The organism is Nocardioides daejeonensis (assembly GCF_003194585.1).
Lineage (GTDB): Bacteria > Actinomycetota > Actinomycetes > Propionibacteriales > Nocardioidaceae > Nocardioides > Nocardioides daejeonensis.
Genome location: NZ_QHKZ01000004.1, coordinates 97,458 through 112,370 on the forward strand (window position 1 = coordinate 97,458; position 14,913 = coordinate 112,370).

The window sequence follows — 14,913 nt, forward strand, 5'->3', positions numbered from 1 at the left end:
ACCCGCCATCACGGCGGAGGCACGGGGGGTGTTCCCTTCTGATCGCGCGGAGTTGGCGGAGCGGTACGCCGCCTGGCTGGCCGGCGCCGGCACCGTACGCGGCCTCATCGGGCCACGCGAGGTGCCCCGGCTTTGGGAGCGCCACCTCGTCAACTGTGCGGTACTGGCTGATCTCCTTCCCCCCGATGCAACCGTCTGTGACATCGGGTCCGGCGCTGGCCTGCCGGGTCTGGTCCTGGCCATCGCCAGGCCGGACCTCCACATCACGCTGATCGAGCCGCTGCTGCGGCGGACCACCTTCCTTGAGGAGGTAGTGGCAGATCTGGGCCTGGCTCAGGTCGACGTACATCGCGGCCGTGCGGAGGAGTTCCCGGCGAAGCACGCCTTCGACGTGGTGACGTCGCGGGCGGTCGCGCCGCTGGATCGGCTGCTCCGCTGGTCGATGCCCCTGGTCGCGCCAGGAGGCGCCTTGGTGGCCCTCAAGGGCGAGCGCGTCGCGGAGGAGATCGAGGAGCACCGGCGGGTCTGGCAGCGGATGGGCTGTGCGGAGCCGGAGGCGCTCACTCTCGGTTCCACCCTTGCCGGCGGGCCGACGTACGCCGTCCGGGTTTCCTGGGCGGATCCGAGCAGAGTAGGTTTGGGCGGTCCGGCCGGTGGCCGGGGTCGTGGCTCCTCTCGGGCTCGTAGCAAGCTTCCGCGGCGCTGATCGCGGAGTTATCCACCGAGGAAGGCCGCCTTCTCAGGCGGGCCATCCACAGAAGTACCAGGTTCATCCACAGGAAGAGGGTCAGCGTGGTTTCACGTGAAACATCGGCCGAAGGCGCGTTCCGGGTCCGGACTGCCGGCGATCTCGCGCAGAACCCTGAGCACTACGCGGACGACCTCACCCCGTTGGCCCGGGCTGCGGAGCACACGGTGCTCGCTCGACAGGCGCCGAGGATCAGCAGCGACCGTCCTCGCGCCACCCGGGTGATGGTCATCGCCAACCAGAAGGGCGGAGTCGGCAAGACCACGTCTACCGTCAACCTGGCGACCGGTCTGGCGCAGCTGGGCCAGCGCGTGCTGGTGATCGACCTGGACCCGCAGGGCAACGCCTCGACGGCGCTGGCGGTGGAGCATCGCCGCGGCGTTCCGTCGACGTACGACATGTTGGTCGACGGCAAGCCCCTGGAAGAGGTCACGCACTCCAGCCCGGAGCACGCGAACCTCCTCGTGGTGCCCGCGACGATCGACCTGGCCGGTGCCGAGATCGAGTTGGTCTCTGTCGTCGCCCGCGAGAACCGCCTGAACAAGGCGATCCAAGCGCACCCGCTCGTCGGTACGGAGGCCGATCTCGGCGACGACCGGATCGACTACGTGCTCATCGACTGCCCGCCGTCGCTGGGCCTGCTCACGTTGAACGCGCTGGTGGCGGCGCAGGAGATGGTCATCCCGATCCAGGCCGAGTACTACGCGCTGGAGGGCCTGGGGCAGCTGCTCGAGACGGTGGAGATGGTGCGGCAGCACCTCAACCAGCGACTCTCGGTCTCCACGATCCTGATCACCATGTACGACGCGCGCACGAAGCTCTCGCAGGGCGTTGCTGAGGAGGTCCGCGAGCACTTCGGCGACACCGTCCTACGTACGGCCATTCCGCGGAGCGTCCGCGTCTCCGAGGCGCCGTCGTACGGGCAGACGGTGATGACCTACGACCCCGGATCCCCCGGTGCGCTGAGCTATCTCGAGGCGGCCAGGGAGATCGCGACGAAGGGAGCACCGGCATGAACCAGAAGCCGCAGCGCCGGGGGCTCGGACGCGGGCTGGGTGCCCTGATCCCGACCGCTCCCGAGGCACCCGCCGCAGCGCCCAGCACGCCTGGCTCTCACGCCCCACAGCCGGCCCCTGGAGGCCGGAGCGAGGGGGAGTTGCAGTCCACCCACTCGTCGGGCTCCGAAGCGGCCCAGAGCGCCTTCGGGGAGCCCTCGAGCGACGGCACCGCATACTTCGCCGAACTGCCGATCCGGCAGATCGTGCCGAACGCGCGGCAGCCGCGGCAGGTCTTCGACGAGGACGCCATGGCGGAGCTCGTCCACTCGGTGCGTGAGATCGGGCTCCTGCAGCCGATCGTGGTGCGGAAGAACGGCGCCGACTCCTATGAGCTGATCATGGGGGAGCGACGATGGAGAGCCTCCCAGGAGGCGGGGCTGGAGCTCATCCCGGCGATCGTTCGGCAGACCGAGGACGACGACATGCTCCGGGATGCGCTCCTGGAGAACCTGCACCGCTCCCAGCTGAACCCCTTGGAGGAGGCGGCGGCCTACGGTCAGCTCCTCGAGGACTTCGGCTGCACCCACGACGAGCTCGCGCAGCGGATCGGTCGATCCCGTCCGCAGATCAGCAATACCCTGCGGTTGTTGCGGCTCTCTCCCGCCGTGCAGCGCCGGGTAGCTGCCGGGGTGCTCTCGGCCGGCCACGCTCGTGCGCTGCTCGCCGTGGATGACCCGGAGATCCAGGACCGGCTTGCCCAGCGGGTCGTAGCCGAAGGCATCTCGGTGCGGGGTCTGGAAGAGATCGTCGCGGTCGGCGATCCGGGCCGGAGCCCGGCAAAGCCGGTGCGACGCAACATCTCAGCACCCGGTCTCGCGGAGATCTCCAACCGGCTGGCGGACCGTCTGGAGACCCGCGTGAAGGTCGACCTCGGGAAGTCGAAGGGCAAGATCGTCGTCGAGTTCGCGACCTTGGAGGACCTTCAGCGCATCGTGGACGTCATGGATCCGCGAAATCGGAACGACCGACCGGTCTAACCAAGTCGACAGAGAGATAAGTCGACAAGAGGTCGCGGCAGGGACATTCTCGCGCCGAAACGCCGGGCGTTCTGGCCCGTTTCAGCGCGGGCGGGCGGCCCCGTGTGCCGATCAACTCCGCTCAGAATCCCGCTGACAGAATCTCGCTCTGGTCCCTCTCGATGCAGAACGGTGCCTCAGGGGACGGAGAATGCCGTCAGCGGCGCTCGTGGAGTCACATCGTTGTCATTCGCTCGCGAACTGCTCCCGAGCGCTCAGATCGACGCGTCGAGCAATGCGTCGATCACGACTTCTTAGCCCGCTTCTGGGCGGCCTTCTCCCGCCGTCGCTCGGCCCGCTTGCGCTTCTCCTCCGCGTCGATCCGCTCGGCCTCCTCCAGCGTCGGTGCGGAGCCGCCGTAGGAGGCGGGCAGCCACCAGGAGCCGGGTGGCTGCTCCTCGGCGGGATACTCCCGGATACAGCGATCGAGGAGGTCGGTCATCCTCGCGTGCAGCTCCGCCGTCTCCGCGATCGGATCGGCACCCGTCGGGTGCAGGGGCTCACCGACCTTGATGAGGACGGTCTTGCCGCGCTTGAAGTCCTTCGGGTGGTCCTTGGTGAACATCCGGTGGGATCCCCAGGTGACCACCGGGATCAGCGGTGCCTCGGCTTTGGCGGCGATGCGGACTGCTCCCGTCTTCAGCTCCTTGATCAGGAAGCTCCGGGAGATGGTCGCCTCGGGGAAGATCCCGACCAGCTCACCGCGGCGCAGCGCATCGCCGGCGACCTCCATCGACTCCAGACCTGCCGAGCGGTCGACACTGATGTGCTTGAACGAACGCATCACCGGACCTCCGATCGGGTGGTCGAACACCTCGCGCTTGGCCATGAAGCGGGTGTAGCGCCCCCGCATCTCGCCCGGATAGCCAGCCATGACGTAGTCGATGTAGGAGGTGTGGTTGACCGCCAGTATCGCGCCGCCCGACTCGGGGATGTGCTCGGTGCCCTCCATATGGATGTGGATCCCACCCAGCTTGAACCAGGTCTTGGCAGCGGCGATCACGACGGGGTAGCTGATGTCCGGCATGGCACAAGCATGGAGCATCGGTGGTCAAATGCGCAGAGGGGCACCCCACCACTGGTGGCGTGCCCCTCCGGGTCGGCGTCGGCTGATCAGCCGAGGAAGCCCTCGAGCTCACGCAGCAGCGCGGCCTTCGGCTTGGCTCCGACGATGCTCTTCACGACCTCGCCGCCCTGGTAGACGTTGAGGGTCGGGATGCCGGTGACGCGATAGTTCGACGGAGTGACAGGGTTCTCGTCGACGTTGAGCTTGAAGAAGCCCATCTTGTCGCCGTGCTCGCCGGCGATCTCCTCGAGGATCGGCGCCACCTGGCGGCACGGTCCGCACCACTCGGCCCAGAAGTCGACGAGCACGGGCTTGTCGGACTTGAGTACCTCGGCATCGAAGTCGGCGTCGGTCACAGCTGCGATGTTGCCCACGGTCTTCCCTTTCTTTCCAGCGATCGGCTGTGGAGAGAACATCCGGCGGGCGCCGGACATTCCCGGGTACGGCGTCAGGCCGACGCTGCTCCGGCCGTGGCCGCCGCGTGGTCGAGGTCGGCCAGGTAGCGCTCCGCGTCGAGGGCAGCCGCGCATCCCGTGCCGGCGGCGGTGATCGCCTGCCGGTAGTGGTGGTCGACCAGGTCGCCGGCGGCGAAGACGCCCGCGAGGTTCGTCTTGGTCGAGGGGTGCTCGACCACGACGTAGCCATCCTGGTCGAGGTCGACCTGGCCCTTGAGCAGCTCCGAGCGCGGGTCGTGGCCGACGGCGATGAAGAGGCCGGTCACGGGCAGCTCGCTCTCCGCGCCGGTCACCGTGTCACGCAGGGTCAGCGACTCCAGGCTCTCGGTGCCGTTGATCGAGGCGACCTCGGCGTTCCAGATGATCTCGAGCTTCGGGTCGGCGAAGGCGCGCTCGGCCATGATCTTGGAAGCGCGAAGCTCGTCGCGACGGTGGATCAGCGTCACCTTCGACCCGAAGCGGGTGAGGAAGGTCGCCTCCTCGACCGCGGAGTCGCCGCCGCCGACGACCGCGATGTTCTGGTCGCGGAAGAAGAAGCCGTCGCAGGTCGCGCACCAGGAGACGCCCCGGCCGGCGAGCGTGTCCTCGCCCGGCAGGCCGAGCTTGCGGTAGCCGGAGCCGGTGGCCAGGATCACGGCACGTGCGCGGTGCTCGCCGGTCGACGTACGGACGACCTTGATGTCGCCGGTGAGGTCGACCTCGACCACGTCGTCGGGGACGAGCTCGGCGCCGAACCGCTCGGCCTGCGCACGCATCTCGTCCATCAGCGCCGGGCCCATGATCCCGTCGCGGAAGCCCGGGAAGTTCTCCACCTCGGTGGTGTTCATCAGTGCCCCGCCTGCGGTGACGGAGCCCTCGAAGACCAGGGGCGCCAGGCTCGCCCGCGCGGCGTAGACGGCAGCCGTGTAGCCGGACGGACCGGAGCCGATGATGATGACGTTGCGGACGGTGTCGCTCATGCTGAGTTGGCCTCCTGGCCTGGACGGTGCGGGGCTTGCCTTCGTGCAACCGATCCTAGGCAGACACCATTCCCGGGCGCCGCACGACGGCCACGCCTCGGTCGCCCGCTACTTGCGCGACGGGCTGGGCGGCACCGTCACGGAGTCCGTGGTGACCGGTGGGTCCACGCTGCAGTCGACCACCTCGACCTTGCGGGAGCCGTCGCTCTCCAGGGGCCGGAGCAGCAACGCCTGCAGACTTCCCGCTACCTGGATGGGCACGACGACGGCGTCATCGGCGACTCCTGCGGGGCAGAAGGCCACGGTGGAGAGACTGCCGAGCAGATCTGTCTGAGGTGTGTGTCCGGTGGTGAGCCTCTCCAACGTGTAGCGCACCGCACGCCGCTCGTCGCGATTGAGTGGCTTGTCCGATCGTGCGGCGTATTCGCTGGCGGCGGGTGCCTCACGCAGGGGGGTGCCCTTGTCCATCCCTGCGTCGCCAGGCGTGCTCGCCTCCGCCTGCCCCGCCTCCTGCTCGTCCAAGGAGAGCGCGGGACGGTCGTCGCTCGCCCGGTCAGCCTCATCGCCGGAGCCCACCAGCTGGCCGAGGAAGCCGGCTGCGACGACAGTCGCGGCCGCGACCAGTCCGGCGCCGGCGATCACACGGCGGCGTTTGGCACGGCGGGCAACCAGCTCGTCGACGGGCTCCGCCGGGCTGCGCTCGGCGACCAGCGTCGCCAGCGTCTCGTCGAGGCGGGCCACGACGTCGTCGGGAGCGGGACCCTCCGCACGGGCGGCGCGGAGCAGGCGACGTACCTCGGCGAGGTCGTCGTCGCTGGGCTGATCGGGCATCGGGTCACCTCCTTCGGCGGGCATGTGTGGGAGCTACGGGGCGGGCTCGACCGGTGGCGCACGAGCCGGATCCATGGATGGGACGGATGGCGCAGGGGCCTGGTTCCGCGGTGGCGCGTGGCGTCGCTCACCGGGGCGGTGCTCCAGGAGCAGCGCCGCCAGACGGGCACGGCCGCGCGCACACCGTGACTTCACGGTGCCGGGTGCGCAGTCGAGGATCTCGGCCACCTCGGCCACCGAGTACCCCTCCATGTCGACCAGCACCAGGGCGGCGCGCTGCTCCTCGGGCAGCGTGCCGAGCGCGGCGAGCACCGCCGTACGCCGCTCGGCCGCTTCCGCCGCCTCGTCCGGTCGGGGCTCGGGGTCGGTGGTGCCGAGGCTGCCGCGGCCCGCCCACTCCTCCAGGTCGTCGGGCAGCGCCTCCGCGGCCCGCACCTTGTTGGCCCGGATCCGGTCGAGGCAGGCGTTGACCACGACGCGATGCAGCCACGTGGTGACCTGGGCGTCTCCGCGGAAGCTTCCGGCCCTCCGGAAGGCCGAGATCAGTGCCTCCTGGAGCGCGTCGGCGGCGTCCTCGGGGTGGCCGCAGGTACGCAGCGCGACCGCCCACAGGCGATCGCGATGGCGGGCGAAGAGCACGCCGAACGCCTCGGAGTCACCCTCGAGGTGGGCGGCAAGGAGCTCGCGGTCGCTGCGTTCGGTCTGCTGCGCGGGATCAGTCATCGGAACACCTGCACTTCGGCTATCCGACCGCGGTAGTCGCCGTCCTGGGGAACCGAGGTCAGCCAGATCGCCAACCACCGTTGCGGCTCGGTGCTCTCCGGGACGAGGCGCAGCTGGCCCGCCTTCGACGTGCCCGCGGCGACCTGGTGCAGGTCGCCCAGCCGGGTGGGTCGAGCCGCGGTGGAGGTAGCCAGCAGCGTCACCGCAGTCGGGTTGCCGATCACCTGGATCCGCACCTCGCGCACCTGGCGTTCGGCGCCCAGGTCGAGGAGCAGTCCGACTCCGGGTTTGAGTCCTTCCGGTCCGAAGGGGTCGCGATAGCCCTGCGTCTCCCAAGCCGTAGCCGGATCGCCGTCGACGGCGAGGGGCACGAGCTCCGGCTTCTCCTCCGGGGGGTCGCCGAAGGGGTCGAAGTCGAAGACCGCAGCCGGCGTGACCTGGGCCAGCGTCTCGGACGACGGCTCGCCGTCGGAGCCCGAGTCGTTGCGGTCGGCGTCGTCGCGCCCCCGGTTGAAGGCGTAGACCATGACCAGCAGGACCACCAGCGCGAGCGCCAGCAGTGCCGCTCCCCGCATCCAGCCGCGCCCGGGGACGGGCTCCTCCGGCTCGGGTTCCTCGACCACCGGCACCTGGCTCGGATCGGTCTCCCACGGCCAGAACTCGGCGGGCTCGGGGAGCGCGATGTCGTCACGCGGCACCCGGACCGGTTGGCCGTCGGGCGGGTCGGGGGCGAAGAGCGGGCGTGCTGGTGAGTCCTCGAAGGGGGGTGGCGGTGGCGGAGGCTCGGGGGACGGCGTACGCCAGTCGGGGTCGAGCACCTCGTCATCGAAGGAGGGGAGCCCCACCTGGGTCTCCTCCCCGGGGTCCTCGGCGGGCGGGGGATCGGGCGCCCAGACGAGGGCGTCGACGACCGGGATCCTGGGTGAGGTGTTGCCGCGGTTGCGGACCACCTCTGCCTCGGCCATCGCGTGGCGGTCGCCTACGAAGTCGAAGAGCGCCGCAGCCACCCGGTCGGGCGAGCGCGGTGCGACGACGCCGGGAACGTGTCCCGGATTCAGCGCCGCGTCACAGAGGGAGTCCAGCACTCGTGGTACGCCGGCGCGCACCTGTCGGGGCCGGAGCACCAGGCCGTGGTGCTCCGGTGCCGTGGGGACCCGGCAAGGGGTGGAGCGGGGCCAGCGTCCGGTGAGGGCGGCGTACAGCACGCCGACCAGGTCGAGCAGCTCCGAGGCGGGCGTTGCCGGGCGGACGCCGTTGAGCGCGGCGTCCACCGCGAAGCCGATGACCTTGACAGAGCCACGCTGGTCGACCAGCACGTTGTCGGGCACCAGTCGGCCGTGGGTGATGCCCTGCCGGTGAGCGGTGGCGAGCAGCTCGGCGACCTCTCCGGCGATCCAGGCCGCGCGACGCGGGGAGAGCGGCTCCTCGGCGAGCATGATGTCGAGAGAGCGGCCCTCGCCCCACTCGTTGACGACGTAGCACCAAGGCTCGAGGGTTCCGGCGTCGAGCACCCGAAGCAGGCGCGGGTCGTGGAGCTGCGCAGAGTCGCGCGCGGCCGACAGCAGCGGCTCCGCACGGGGGTCGTCGTGCGCGATCAGGTGGATCGCGACCGGGCGGGACAGCACCGTGTCCCACGCCCGCCAGAACCGACCGCCGCGGGTCTCGCTGAGCAGGTCGATGAGGCGGTAGCGCTCGGCGAGCACGTCGCCTGGACGCATCGAACCCGGCACACCCCCTCCTCGCTTCGCTCCCTGCCCATCGTAGGTGCTCGACCGGCGCTCATGCGGGTGCGACTTCAGGTTCCTCGGCGGCGGAGCCCCGGAACGCGCCGGGCTACGACATCGAGCAGCTCGGTGACCTCGCTGATCCGCATCACCCGGGCGATGGCCAGGAAGACCACGCCGTCGACGACGCAGACCACGCCCAACAGCAGCATCGAGCCCAGCTTGCTCTGCTCCGCGCCGAGCAGCTGGGTCAGGAGCTCCCAGGCCAGTCGGGCCAGCCCGGCCGCGACGACGGCGGCGATCACGGTGCGGACGACGAAGCGAACCAGCGCCGGTGTCTGCAGGCCGCCGAGCCTTCTCCGGAGTACGACGAACGACAGCATCGCCCCCACGAGGTAGGCGCCGACGTACGCGAGGACCAGAGCCGGGGAGGTGAACGCCTGGTCGGTGGCCCGCACCAGGATCACCGCCAGCACGATGTTGGTGCCCCCCACCGCGCACTGGATCCAGAAGACCGTGCGGGTCTGCTCCAGGGCGTAGAAGCCGCGCAGCATGAAGTAGTGCACCGTGAAGAAGAGGAGGCCCGGCGCGAAGAGGGCGAGCGACGGGGTGTAGTTGTCGACGAGCTCGCGCGCAGCTCCCCAGCCCCACACGATGTTGCCGAGGTCGCCGGCGATCAGCGGCAGCAGCGCGGTGAAGGGGATCACCAGGACCAGCGCCGTACGCAGGGTGGAGCTCAGGGTCGCGCTGAGTCGGCGACGGTCGCCGTCGGCCGCGAGGCGCGAGAGTGCCGGCAGGATCGCCGTCGCCAGGGAGACCGTCACGATCGCGTGCGGCACCATCACGAGCAGGAACGCGCTGGAGTAGACCGTGTATCCGGTGCCCGCATCGGCGGCGGTCGCGTCGACGCCACCGCAGGAGCCGGCCCCGGCCGCGGTTCCGCTCGAGGCGAGCCGCACGACCACCGTGTAGGCGATCTGGTTGACCACCACGAACAGCACGGTCCAGATGCCCAAGTGCAAGGTGTGGCCGAGTCCACTGCCGCGGAAGTCGAACCGCGGCCGGTAGCGGAAGCCGGCCGAGCGGAGGTACGGGATCAGGATGAGGAACTGGGCGACGATGCCGAGGGTCGAGCCGACACCGAGCAGAAGCTCCTGGCTGGAGGTGTAGGCACCGCAGACGTCCTCCGCCTTGCCGTGCAGCATGAGGTAGGCGACCAGGATCCCGACCGAGATGACGTTGTTGGCGATCGGCGCCCACATCATCGGACCGAAGCTGCCGCGCGCATTGAGCACCTGGCCCAGCAGCACGAACATCCCGTAGAAGAAGACCTGGGGGAGGCAGAAGCGGGCGAAGTCGATGAGGCTGGCGCGCTGCGCGGCGAGGGCCGGGTCGTCGAAGGAGGCGTCGAGGAAGAGCGACATCACCGTCGGCGCGAAGACCACCAGCAGCACCGTCACCGCGCCGAGGAAGAGAGCAGCGAGGGTCACCACCCGGTTGACGTACGCCTCGCCGCCGTCCGGGTCCTGCTTCATCGCCCGCACCAGCTGCGGAACCAGCACGGCGTTGAAGACGCCGCCTGCCAGCAGGATGTAGAGCATGTTGGGGATGGTGTTGGCGATGTTGAAGAGGTCGGCATGCAGCGCCGGGCCGAGCGCGGCCGCCAACAGGGCGGAGCGGACGAAGCCGCTCATCCGGGAGAAGACGGTGCCGGCGGCCATCACGGCGCCGCTGCCGAGGATGGTGCTCTCCTTGGTGGCCTTCCGACGGCCGGCCGTCACGAGGCCCGCACCTTGCGCACCCGCCGGACGATCCGGATCGGCACCGCGACGGCGAGGATCCCGAAGCCCACGGCCAGGATCACCCAGATGATCTTGCCCACCGAGTTCGAGCGGATGTTGAGCTGCTCGCTCGCATTGAGCGGATCACCCTCGGCGGTGACCAGCACCAGGTCGATCTCGTGGACGCCGACCGAGGTGGAGGTCGCCTCGAGGTTGATCGTCCGGGAGGTCTGCGGATCGAGTGCGACGCTCTCGGGAGCGCGGATCTCGACCTCACCGCCGGTCTCGGCGCGGATCGAGAACTCGACCGGCTGATCGAGGCCGTTGCGGACGGTCATGGAGAAGGGACCGCTCTCGGACGAGAGGATCACGAACGACGGGGCTGACATCTCCACCGCGCCCAAGCGTCCGTCGACCCAGGCGCGCAGGCGCTCCAGCCGCAGCATCGGTGCCAGCTCCTCGGCCGCCGAGAAGTACGACAGCTCCGCCAGGGCCTCCTTGCGCAGCGTTGTCGCGATCTGGTCGTTGAGCGGCAAGACGTCGTCCAGCACCCGGCCGCGTTGGATGGCCTGCTGTGCCGCGGCGAAGAACGACTCCGGCACCTCAAGGCGCTCCCGCGCATCCGGATAGTTCAGCCGGGAGACCTCCGGGACCTCGTCGTCCGGCGGTACGGCGGAGGCGAGCGGCTGCCAGCGGATGAAGTCGGCATCCAGCCCCTTCATCAGTCGCGTGGCCCGGCGGCCCGGATCGAAGTCGGCGGGAAAGCTGACCACCAGGTCCTGCTCCGCGCCGGCGAGGGAGCGCACGGCCGCCTCGGCGAGAATCCGCTGCCGGATGCCGGTGGCCCCGCGCGGGTCCTGGGGATCCGCGCCGCCGTCGATGTCGGCATGCAGCACGGCCACGTGCCCGCCCACCCGCACGGCAGCGTCGTCGGGGGACGGCGCTGACTCCTCGCTCTCCGTTGTCGTGTCGTCCTCGGCGTCCTCGTCGGTCGTGGTGGCTGCCGCGCGGCCGGAGAGCAGCACCAGCGTCTCGTCGGGGAGCATCCGCAGCGCCTCGGCGGGGAGCAGTCCGCTCGGCGGGACGACAGCCGAGCGAGAGGGGATCTCCGCCGCGCCCAAGGTCGCGTCGGCCAGTTCCCGGGCCTCCGTCAGCCGGGCGGGTGCTCGGCGGGAGGCGGCGGCGACGTCCAGGTCGGCGTACGGCAGGGAGAGGACGCTGTGCTTGCGCGCGGTGCTGACCAGGCGGGCCCGCCAGCTCTTGGCAACCTGGGCCAGCGCGCTCACCGACCCCTCGGACGTCTGGCTGCCGGAGTCGCTACCGGCTTCGTCCGCCTCCTCCACCTCGACCGTCGGCTCGATCGTCCGTGGCTGGTTGCCGTCAGCGAGCTGCTGGGTGGTGTCGAGCAAGGAGGGATCGAGTGCCAGCGAGACCGGAACGCTCTGCTCCTCCTCCAGGAGGGAGAGCAGATTGTCGAGCCGGCCGTTGCGGTCGAGAGAGCGCTGCCAGGTCGCCTCGTCCTGGATCGTGCCGTCCTCGTCGCGGTGGACGGCGGCCCGGATCGGCAGGACCAGCGAGGTCGGCGTGGGGTCGCGCTCGGCGCGCATCCGGGGCACGAACGTGCGGGCGCGACCGTCGGCGATACCGTCCCGCCCTCCATCGGCGTCGTCCGAGAGCACTTGTACCCCCACGACGTAGACACCATCGCCGCCGCTGATCCGCAGCTTGTCGACCGGCACCCGGAGCGACCAGCGAGCGGTGCGGCCCGGGCCGAGCTCGGTGATCGAGTTGTCGAGCAGGGCGGGATCCTGGAGCCGGTCCCCGCCGAACGGCACCTCGGGGGTGGCCTCCGCAGCCGCGGTCAGCTCGTCGCCGGAGGTGATCGGGTAGTAGGAGGAGAGCGGGTGCACGTTGAGGCCGGTCCGCAGCGTGGAGCTCACGTTCTTGACCGTGCCGGAGAGCCTCAGGTCGCCCTTGGTCGGCAGCACCGCGGGACTGACCCGGTCGATGCGCACCAGGAAGGAGTCCTCCGGCGCCATCCGGGTCGCTGCCCGCGAGGTCTCCTCCTGGCGCTTCGCATGAGGGGGCGAGCTGCCGTCCGGCCCGGCAGGCGCGGCGGCTGCGGGAGCAGCCCACAGGCCGACCGCCACCAGTGGCGCGAGCAGAGCAGCCACCGGTCGAATCACGGCGCCGACTCTACTCAACAGGTGCGCAGGGCCGAGCGGCGTCGTACGGCACGGACGGTGACGCGTCGCTGCTGCTCCGACCGAACGAGCTCGCCCGGTCGGGGGTGCCCGCGGCGGGCGGTAAGGTTGGCTCCCGTGTCAGGAGCCCCATCCGAGCCCGTGCTGATCTCTGAGGTCCAGGCGCGGGTCGCCCGAGAACTCGATCGCCTCGCGCCGGTGATCGACCCGTTGGGACGCCGGTTCGCGGAGGCCGGGCACACCCTCGCCCTGGTCGGCGGGCCGGTGCGTGACGCGATGCTCGGACGCGCCGGCAACGACCTCGACTTCACCACCTCGGCGCGCCCGGAGGAGACCGAGCGGCTGCTGCGCGGGCTGACCGGCGCACTGTGGGACATGGGCCGCGACTTCGGCACCATCGGTGCGCAGATCGACGGGTGGCAGGTGGAGATCACCACCTACCGCTCCGAGTCCTACGACCCGACCTCCCGCAAGCCCGAGGTGAACTTCGGCGACTCGTTGGTCGGGGACCTCTCCCGGCGCGACTTCACTGTCAACGCGATGGCGCTCACCGTGCCCGAGCGCGGCTTCGAGGACCCGTTCGGGGGACTCGTCGACCTCGCCAACCGGGTGCTGCGCACGCCCGGTACGCCGGAGCAGTCGTTCTCCGACGACCCGCTGCGGATGATGCGCGCCGCCCGGTTCGCCGCCCAGCTGGGCTTCACGCCTGCCCCCGAGGTGGTGGCGGCGATGACCGACATGGCCGGCCGGATCGAGATCATCTCCGCCGAACGGGTCCGCGACGAGCTGGTGAAGCTGGTGAGCGCTCCGTGGCCCCGGCGCGGACTCGAGCTGCTGGTGGAGACCGGCCTGGCGGCGTACGTGCTCCCGGAGCTGCCGGCGCTGCGCCTGGAGCGCGACGAGCACAACCGGCACAAGGATGTCTACGAGCACACACTCACCGTGCTCGAGCAGGCGATCGACCTGGAGCGGTCGCGCCACGGCGAGGACGCGGAGCCGGACTTCGTCGGACGGTTCGCCGCGTTGATGCACGACGTCGGCAAGCCGAAGACCCGGCGGTTCGTCGACGACGGCACCGTCACCTTCCACCACCACGACGTCGTCGGCGCCAAGATCACCCGCAAGCGGATGAAGGCGCTGCGCTTCTCCAACGACCAGGTCGACGCGGTCAGCAAGCTCGTCGAGCTGCACCTGCGCTTCCACGGCTACGGCAGTGGCGAGTGGACCGACTCCGCTGTCCGCCGCTACGTGCGCGACGCCGGTGACCAGCTGGAGCGCCTGCACATCCTGACCCGTGCCGACTGCACCACCCGCAACAAGCGCAAGGCCGACCGCCTCCGGCGTACCTACGACGACCTCGAGACCCGGATCGAGCGCCTCTCGGAAGAGGAGGAGCTCGCCGCCATCCGCCCCGACCTCGACGGCGCCCAGATCATGGAGATCCTCGGCATCCCCCCCGGCCGCGACGTCGGCCGCGCCTACAAGTTCCTTCTCGAGCTGCGCATGGACCACGGCCCCCAGTCCGAGGACGCCGCTCGCGACGCGCTCCTCGCCTGGTGGCCCGGCGAGGACTAGATTCCCCGCCCGGGCGGGGAACTTGTTGCTTGGTGTGCGTAGCTACGCACACCAAGCAGCAGAAAACGTCACACAGTGGGGCGCGTGGGGTGCCCGTGTCGTCCTCTGACGTGCCCGAGGTCACAGTGGTCACCGACGCGGCTGCCCACTAGCGTTTCGGGCAATCGCTACTTGGAGGTAACTCATGCCGCTCACTGACGTCGCTCCCATCGAGGCCAGCATCGAGATCGCCGCGCCGCCGGCCAGGGTCTGGGGCTTGGTCTCCGACCCGCGCAACTACTCCCGCTGGAGCCCGCAGACCAAGAAGACCATCGTTCGCGGCGGCGTGGTGAAGCCGGGTGCGAAGATGTTCAACATCAACGGTCGGGGTCTCCTGGTCTGGCCGACGCAGGCGATGATCAAGACCGTCGAGCCGGAGAAGAAGTTCGCCTTCAAGGTCCGGGAGAACTGGACCGTCTGGTCGTTCGAGCTCGCCCCCAACGCCGACGGCGGTACGACGCTCACTCAGCGGCGTGAGGCCCCCGACGGGATCTCCGACCTCAGCGTGCGGCTCACCAAGGTCGCCTTCGGCGGCGTACCGGCCTTCACCGACGAGCTGCGCACGGGCATGGAGCAGACCCTCGCGAAGATCAAGGCCGAAGCCGAGCGCTGACCGCCGGCTTCGTCGTACGCCGCCAATGCGGCGACCACCTACGTGTGGAAACCCCCGCCTGTCTGCCGTAGTTGCGGCCTACAGGCGGGGGTTTCCCCGCCCGGGCGGGGAAACTTGACGA

At 70.2% G+C, this 14,913-nt stretch carries 13 protein-coding genes; 5 read left to right on the forward strand and 8 right to left on the reverse strand.

Annotation, left to right across the window (positions count from 1 at the left end; all coding sequences use genetic code 11):
• Positions 1–28: 28 nt before the first annotated feature.
• From rsmG to DNK54_RS11635, 3 genes are all read left to right on the forward strand, one after another.
• Positions 29–706, forward strand: coding sequence for a 16S rRNA (guanine(527)-N(7))-methyltransferase RsmG (gene rsmG, locus DNK54_RS11625; RefSeq protein WP_239460054.1), 678 nt, complete (start codon positions 29–31; stop codon positions 704–706).
• Between the two features lie 86 nt (positions 707–792).
• Positions 793–1,764, forward strand: a complete 972-nt coding sequence (locus DNK54_RS11630; RefSeq protein WP_275426263.1) for a ParA family protein — start codon at positions 793–795, stop codon at positions 1,762–1,764.
• Positions 1,761–2,783, forward strand: coding sequence for a ParB/RepB/Spo0J family partition protein (locus DNK54_RS11635; RefSeq protein ID WP_110207153.1), 1,023 nt, complete (start codon positions 1,761–1,763; stop codon positions 2,781–2,783). Before DNK54_RS11630 ends, DNK54_RS11635 begins: the two co-directional genes overlap by 4 nt.
• A gap of 283 nt (positions 2,784–3,066) precedes the next feature.
• On the opposite strand, the gene DNK54_RS11640 is transcribed toward DNK54_RS11635, so the two are convergent.
• The 8 genes from DNK54_RS11640 to DNK54_RS11675 all read right to left on the reverse strand — a co-directional run bounded on the left by DNK54_RS11640 (position 3,067) and on the right by DNK54_RS11675 (position 12,547).
• Positions 3,067–3,849 carry a lysophospholipid acyltransferase family protein gene (locus DNK54_RS11640; RefSeq protein ID WP_110207154.1) on the reverse strand — a complete coding sequence of 261 codons (783 nt, stop codon included), beginning with the start codon at positions 3,847–3,849 and terminating at the stop codon, positions 3,067–3,069.
• An 86-nt stretch (positions 3,850–3,935) separates the two neighbouring features.
• Positions 3,936–4,262 (reverse strand): thioredoxin, encoded by a 327-nt coding sequence (gene trxA, locus DNK54_RS11645; RefSeq protein WP_275426264.1) that lies wholly within the window; start codon positions 4,260–4,262, stop codon positions 3,936–3,938.
• Between the two features lie 74 nt (positions 4,263–4,336).
• On the reverse strand, positions 4,337–5,302 hold the full coding sequence (trxB, locus tag DNK54_RS11650; RefSeq protein ID WP_110207155.1) for a thioredoxin-disulfide reductase: 966 nt from the start codon (positions 5,300–5,302) through the stop codon (positions 4,337–4,339).
• Between the two features lie 108 nt (positions 5,303–5,410).
• The gene (locus DNK54_RS11655) at positions 5,411–6,133 is read right to left on the reverse strand and encodes a hypothetical protein (protein ID WP_110207156.1); all 723 of its coding nucleotides are present in this window, start codon (positions 6,131–6,133) and stop codon (positions 5,411–5,413) included.
• A gap of 33 nt (positions 6,134–6,166) precedes the next feature.
• Positions 6,167–6,856 carry an RNA polymerase sigma factor SigM gene (gene sigM / locus DNK54_RS11660; protein WP_110207157.1) on the reverse strand — a complete coding sequence of 230 codons (690 nt, stop codon included), beginning with the start codon at positions 6,854–6,856 and terminating at the stop codon, positions 6,167–6,169.
• Entirely contained in the window at positions 6,853–8,586 is a 1,734-nt protein-coding gene (locus tag DNK54_RS11665; RefSeq protein WP_162602414.1) for a protein kinase family protein, read from the reverse strand. Before DNK54_RS11665 ends, sigM begins: the two co-directional genes overlap by 4 nt.
• Positions 8,587–8,651: 65 nt before the next feature.
• Positions 8,652–10,361: a murein biosynthesis integral membrane protein MurJ gene (murJ, locus tag DNK54_RS11670; RefSeq protein ID WP_239460055.1), complete on the reverse strand. Its 1,710-nt coding sequence runs from the start codon at positions 10,359–10,361 to the stop codon at positions 8,652–8,654.
• Positions 10,358–12,547: a hypothetical protein gene (locus DNK54_RS11675; RefSeq protein WP_162602415.1), complete on the reverse strand. Its 2,190-nt coding sequence runs from the start codon at positions 12,545–12,547 to the stop codon at positions 10,358–10,360. The genes murJ and DNK54_RS11675 overlap by 4 nt, the downstream gene beginning before the upstream one ends.
• A 159-nt stretch (positions 12,548–12,706) precedes the next feature.
• Here DNK54_RS11675 and DNK54_RS11680 point away from each other — a divergent pair, with 159 nt between their 5' ends.
• Both DNK54_RS11680 and DNK54_RS11685 read left to right on the forward strand, forming a co-directional pair.
• The gene (locus DNK54_RS11680; protein ID WP_420846379.1) at positions 12,707–14,140 is read left to right on the forward strand and encodes a CCA tRNA nucleotidyltransferase; all 1,434 of its coding nucleotides are present in this window, start codon (positions 12,707–12,709) and stop codon (positions 14,138–14,140) included.
• A 184-nt stretch (positions 14,141–14,324) separates the two neighbouring features.
• Positions 14,325–14,792, forward strand: a complete 468-nt coding sequence (locus DNK54_RS11685; RefSeq protein WP_110207161.1) for an SRPBCC family protein — start codon at positions 14,325–14,327, stop codon at positions 14,790–14,792.
• Positions 14,793–14,913 lie beyond the last annotated feature (121 nt).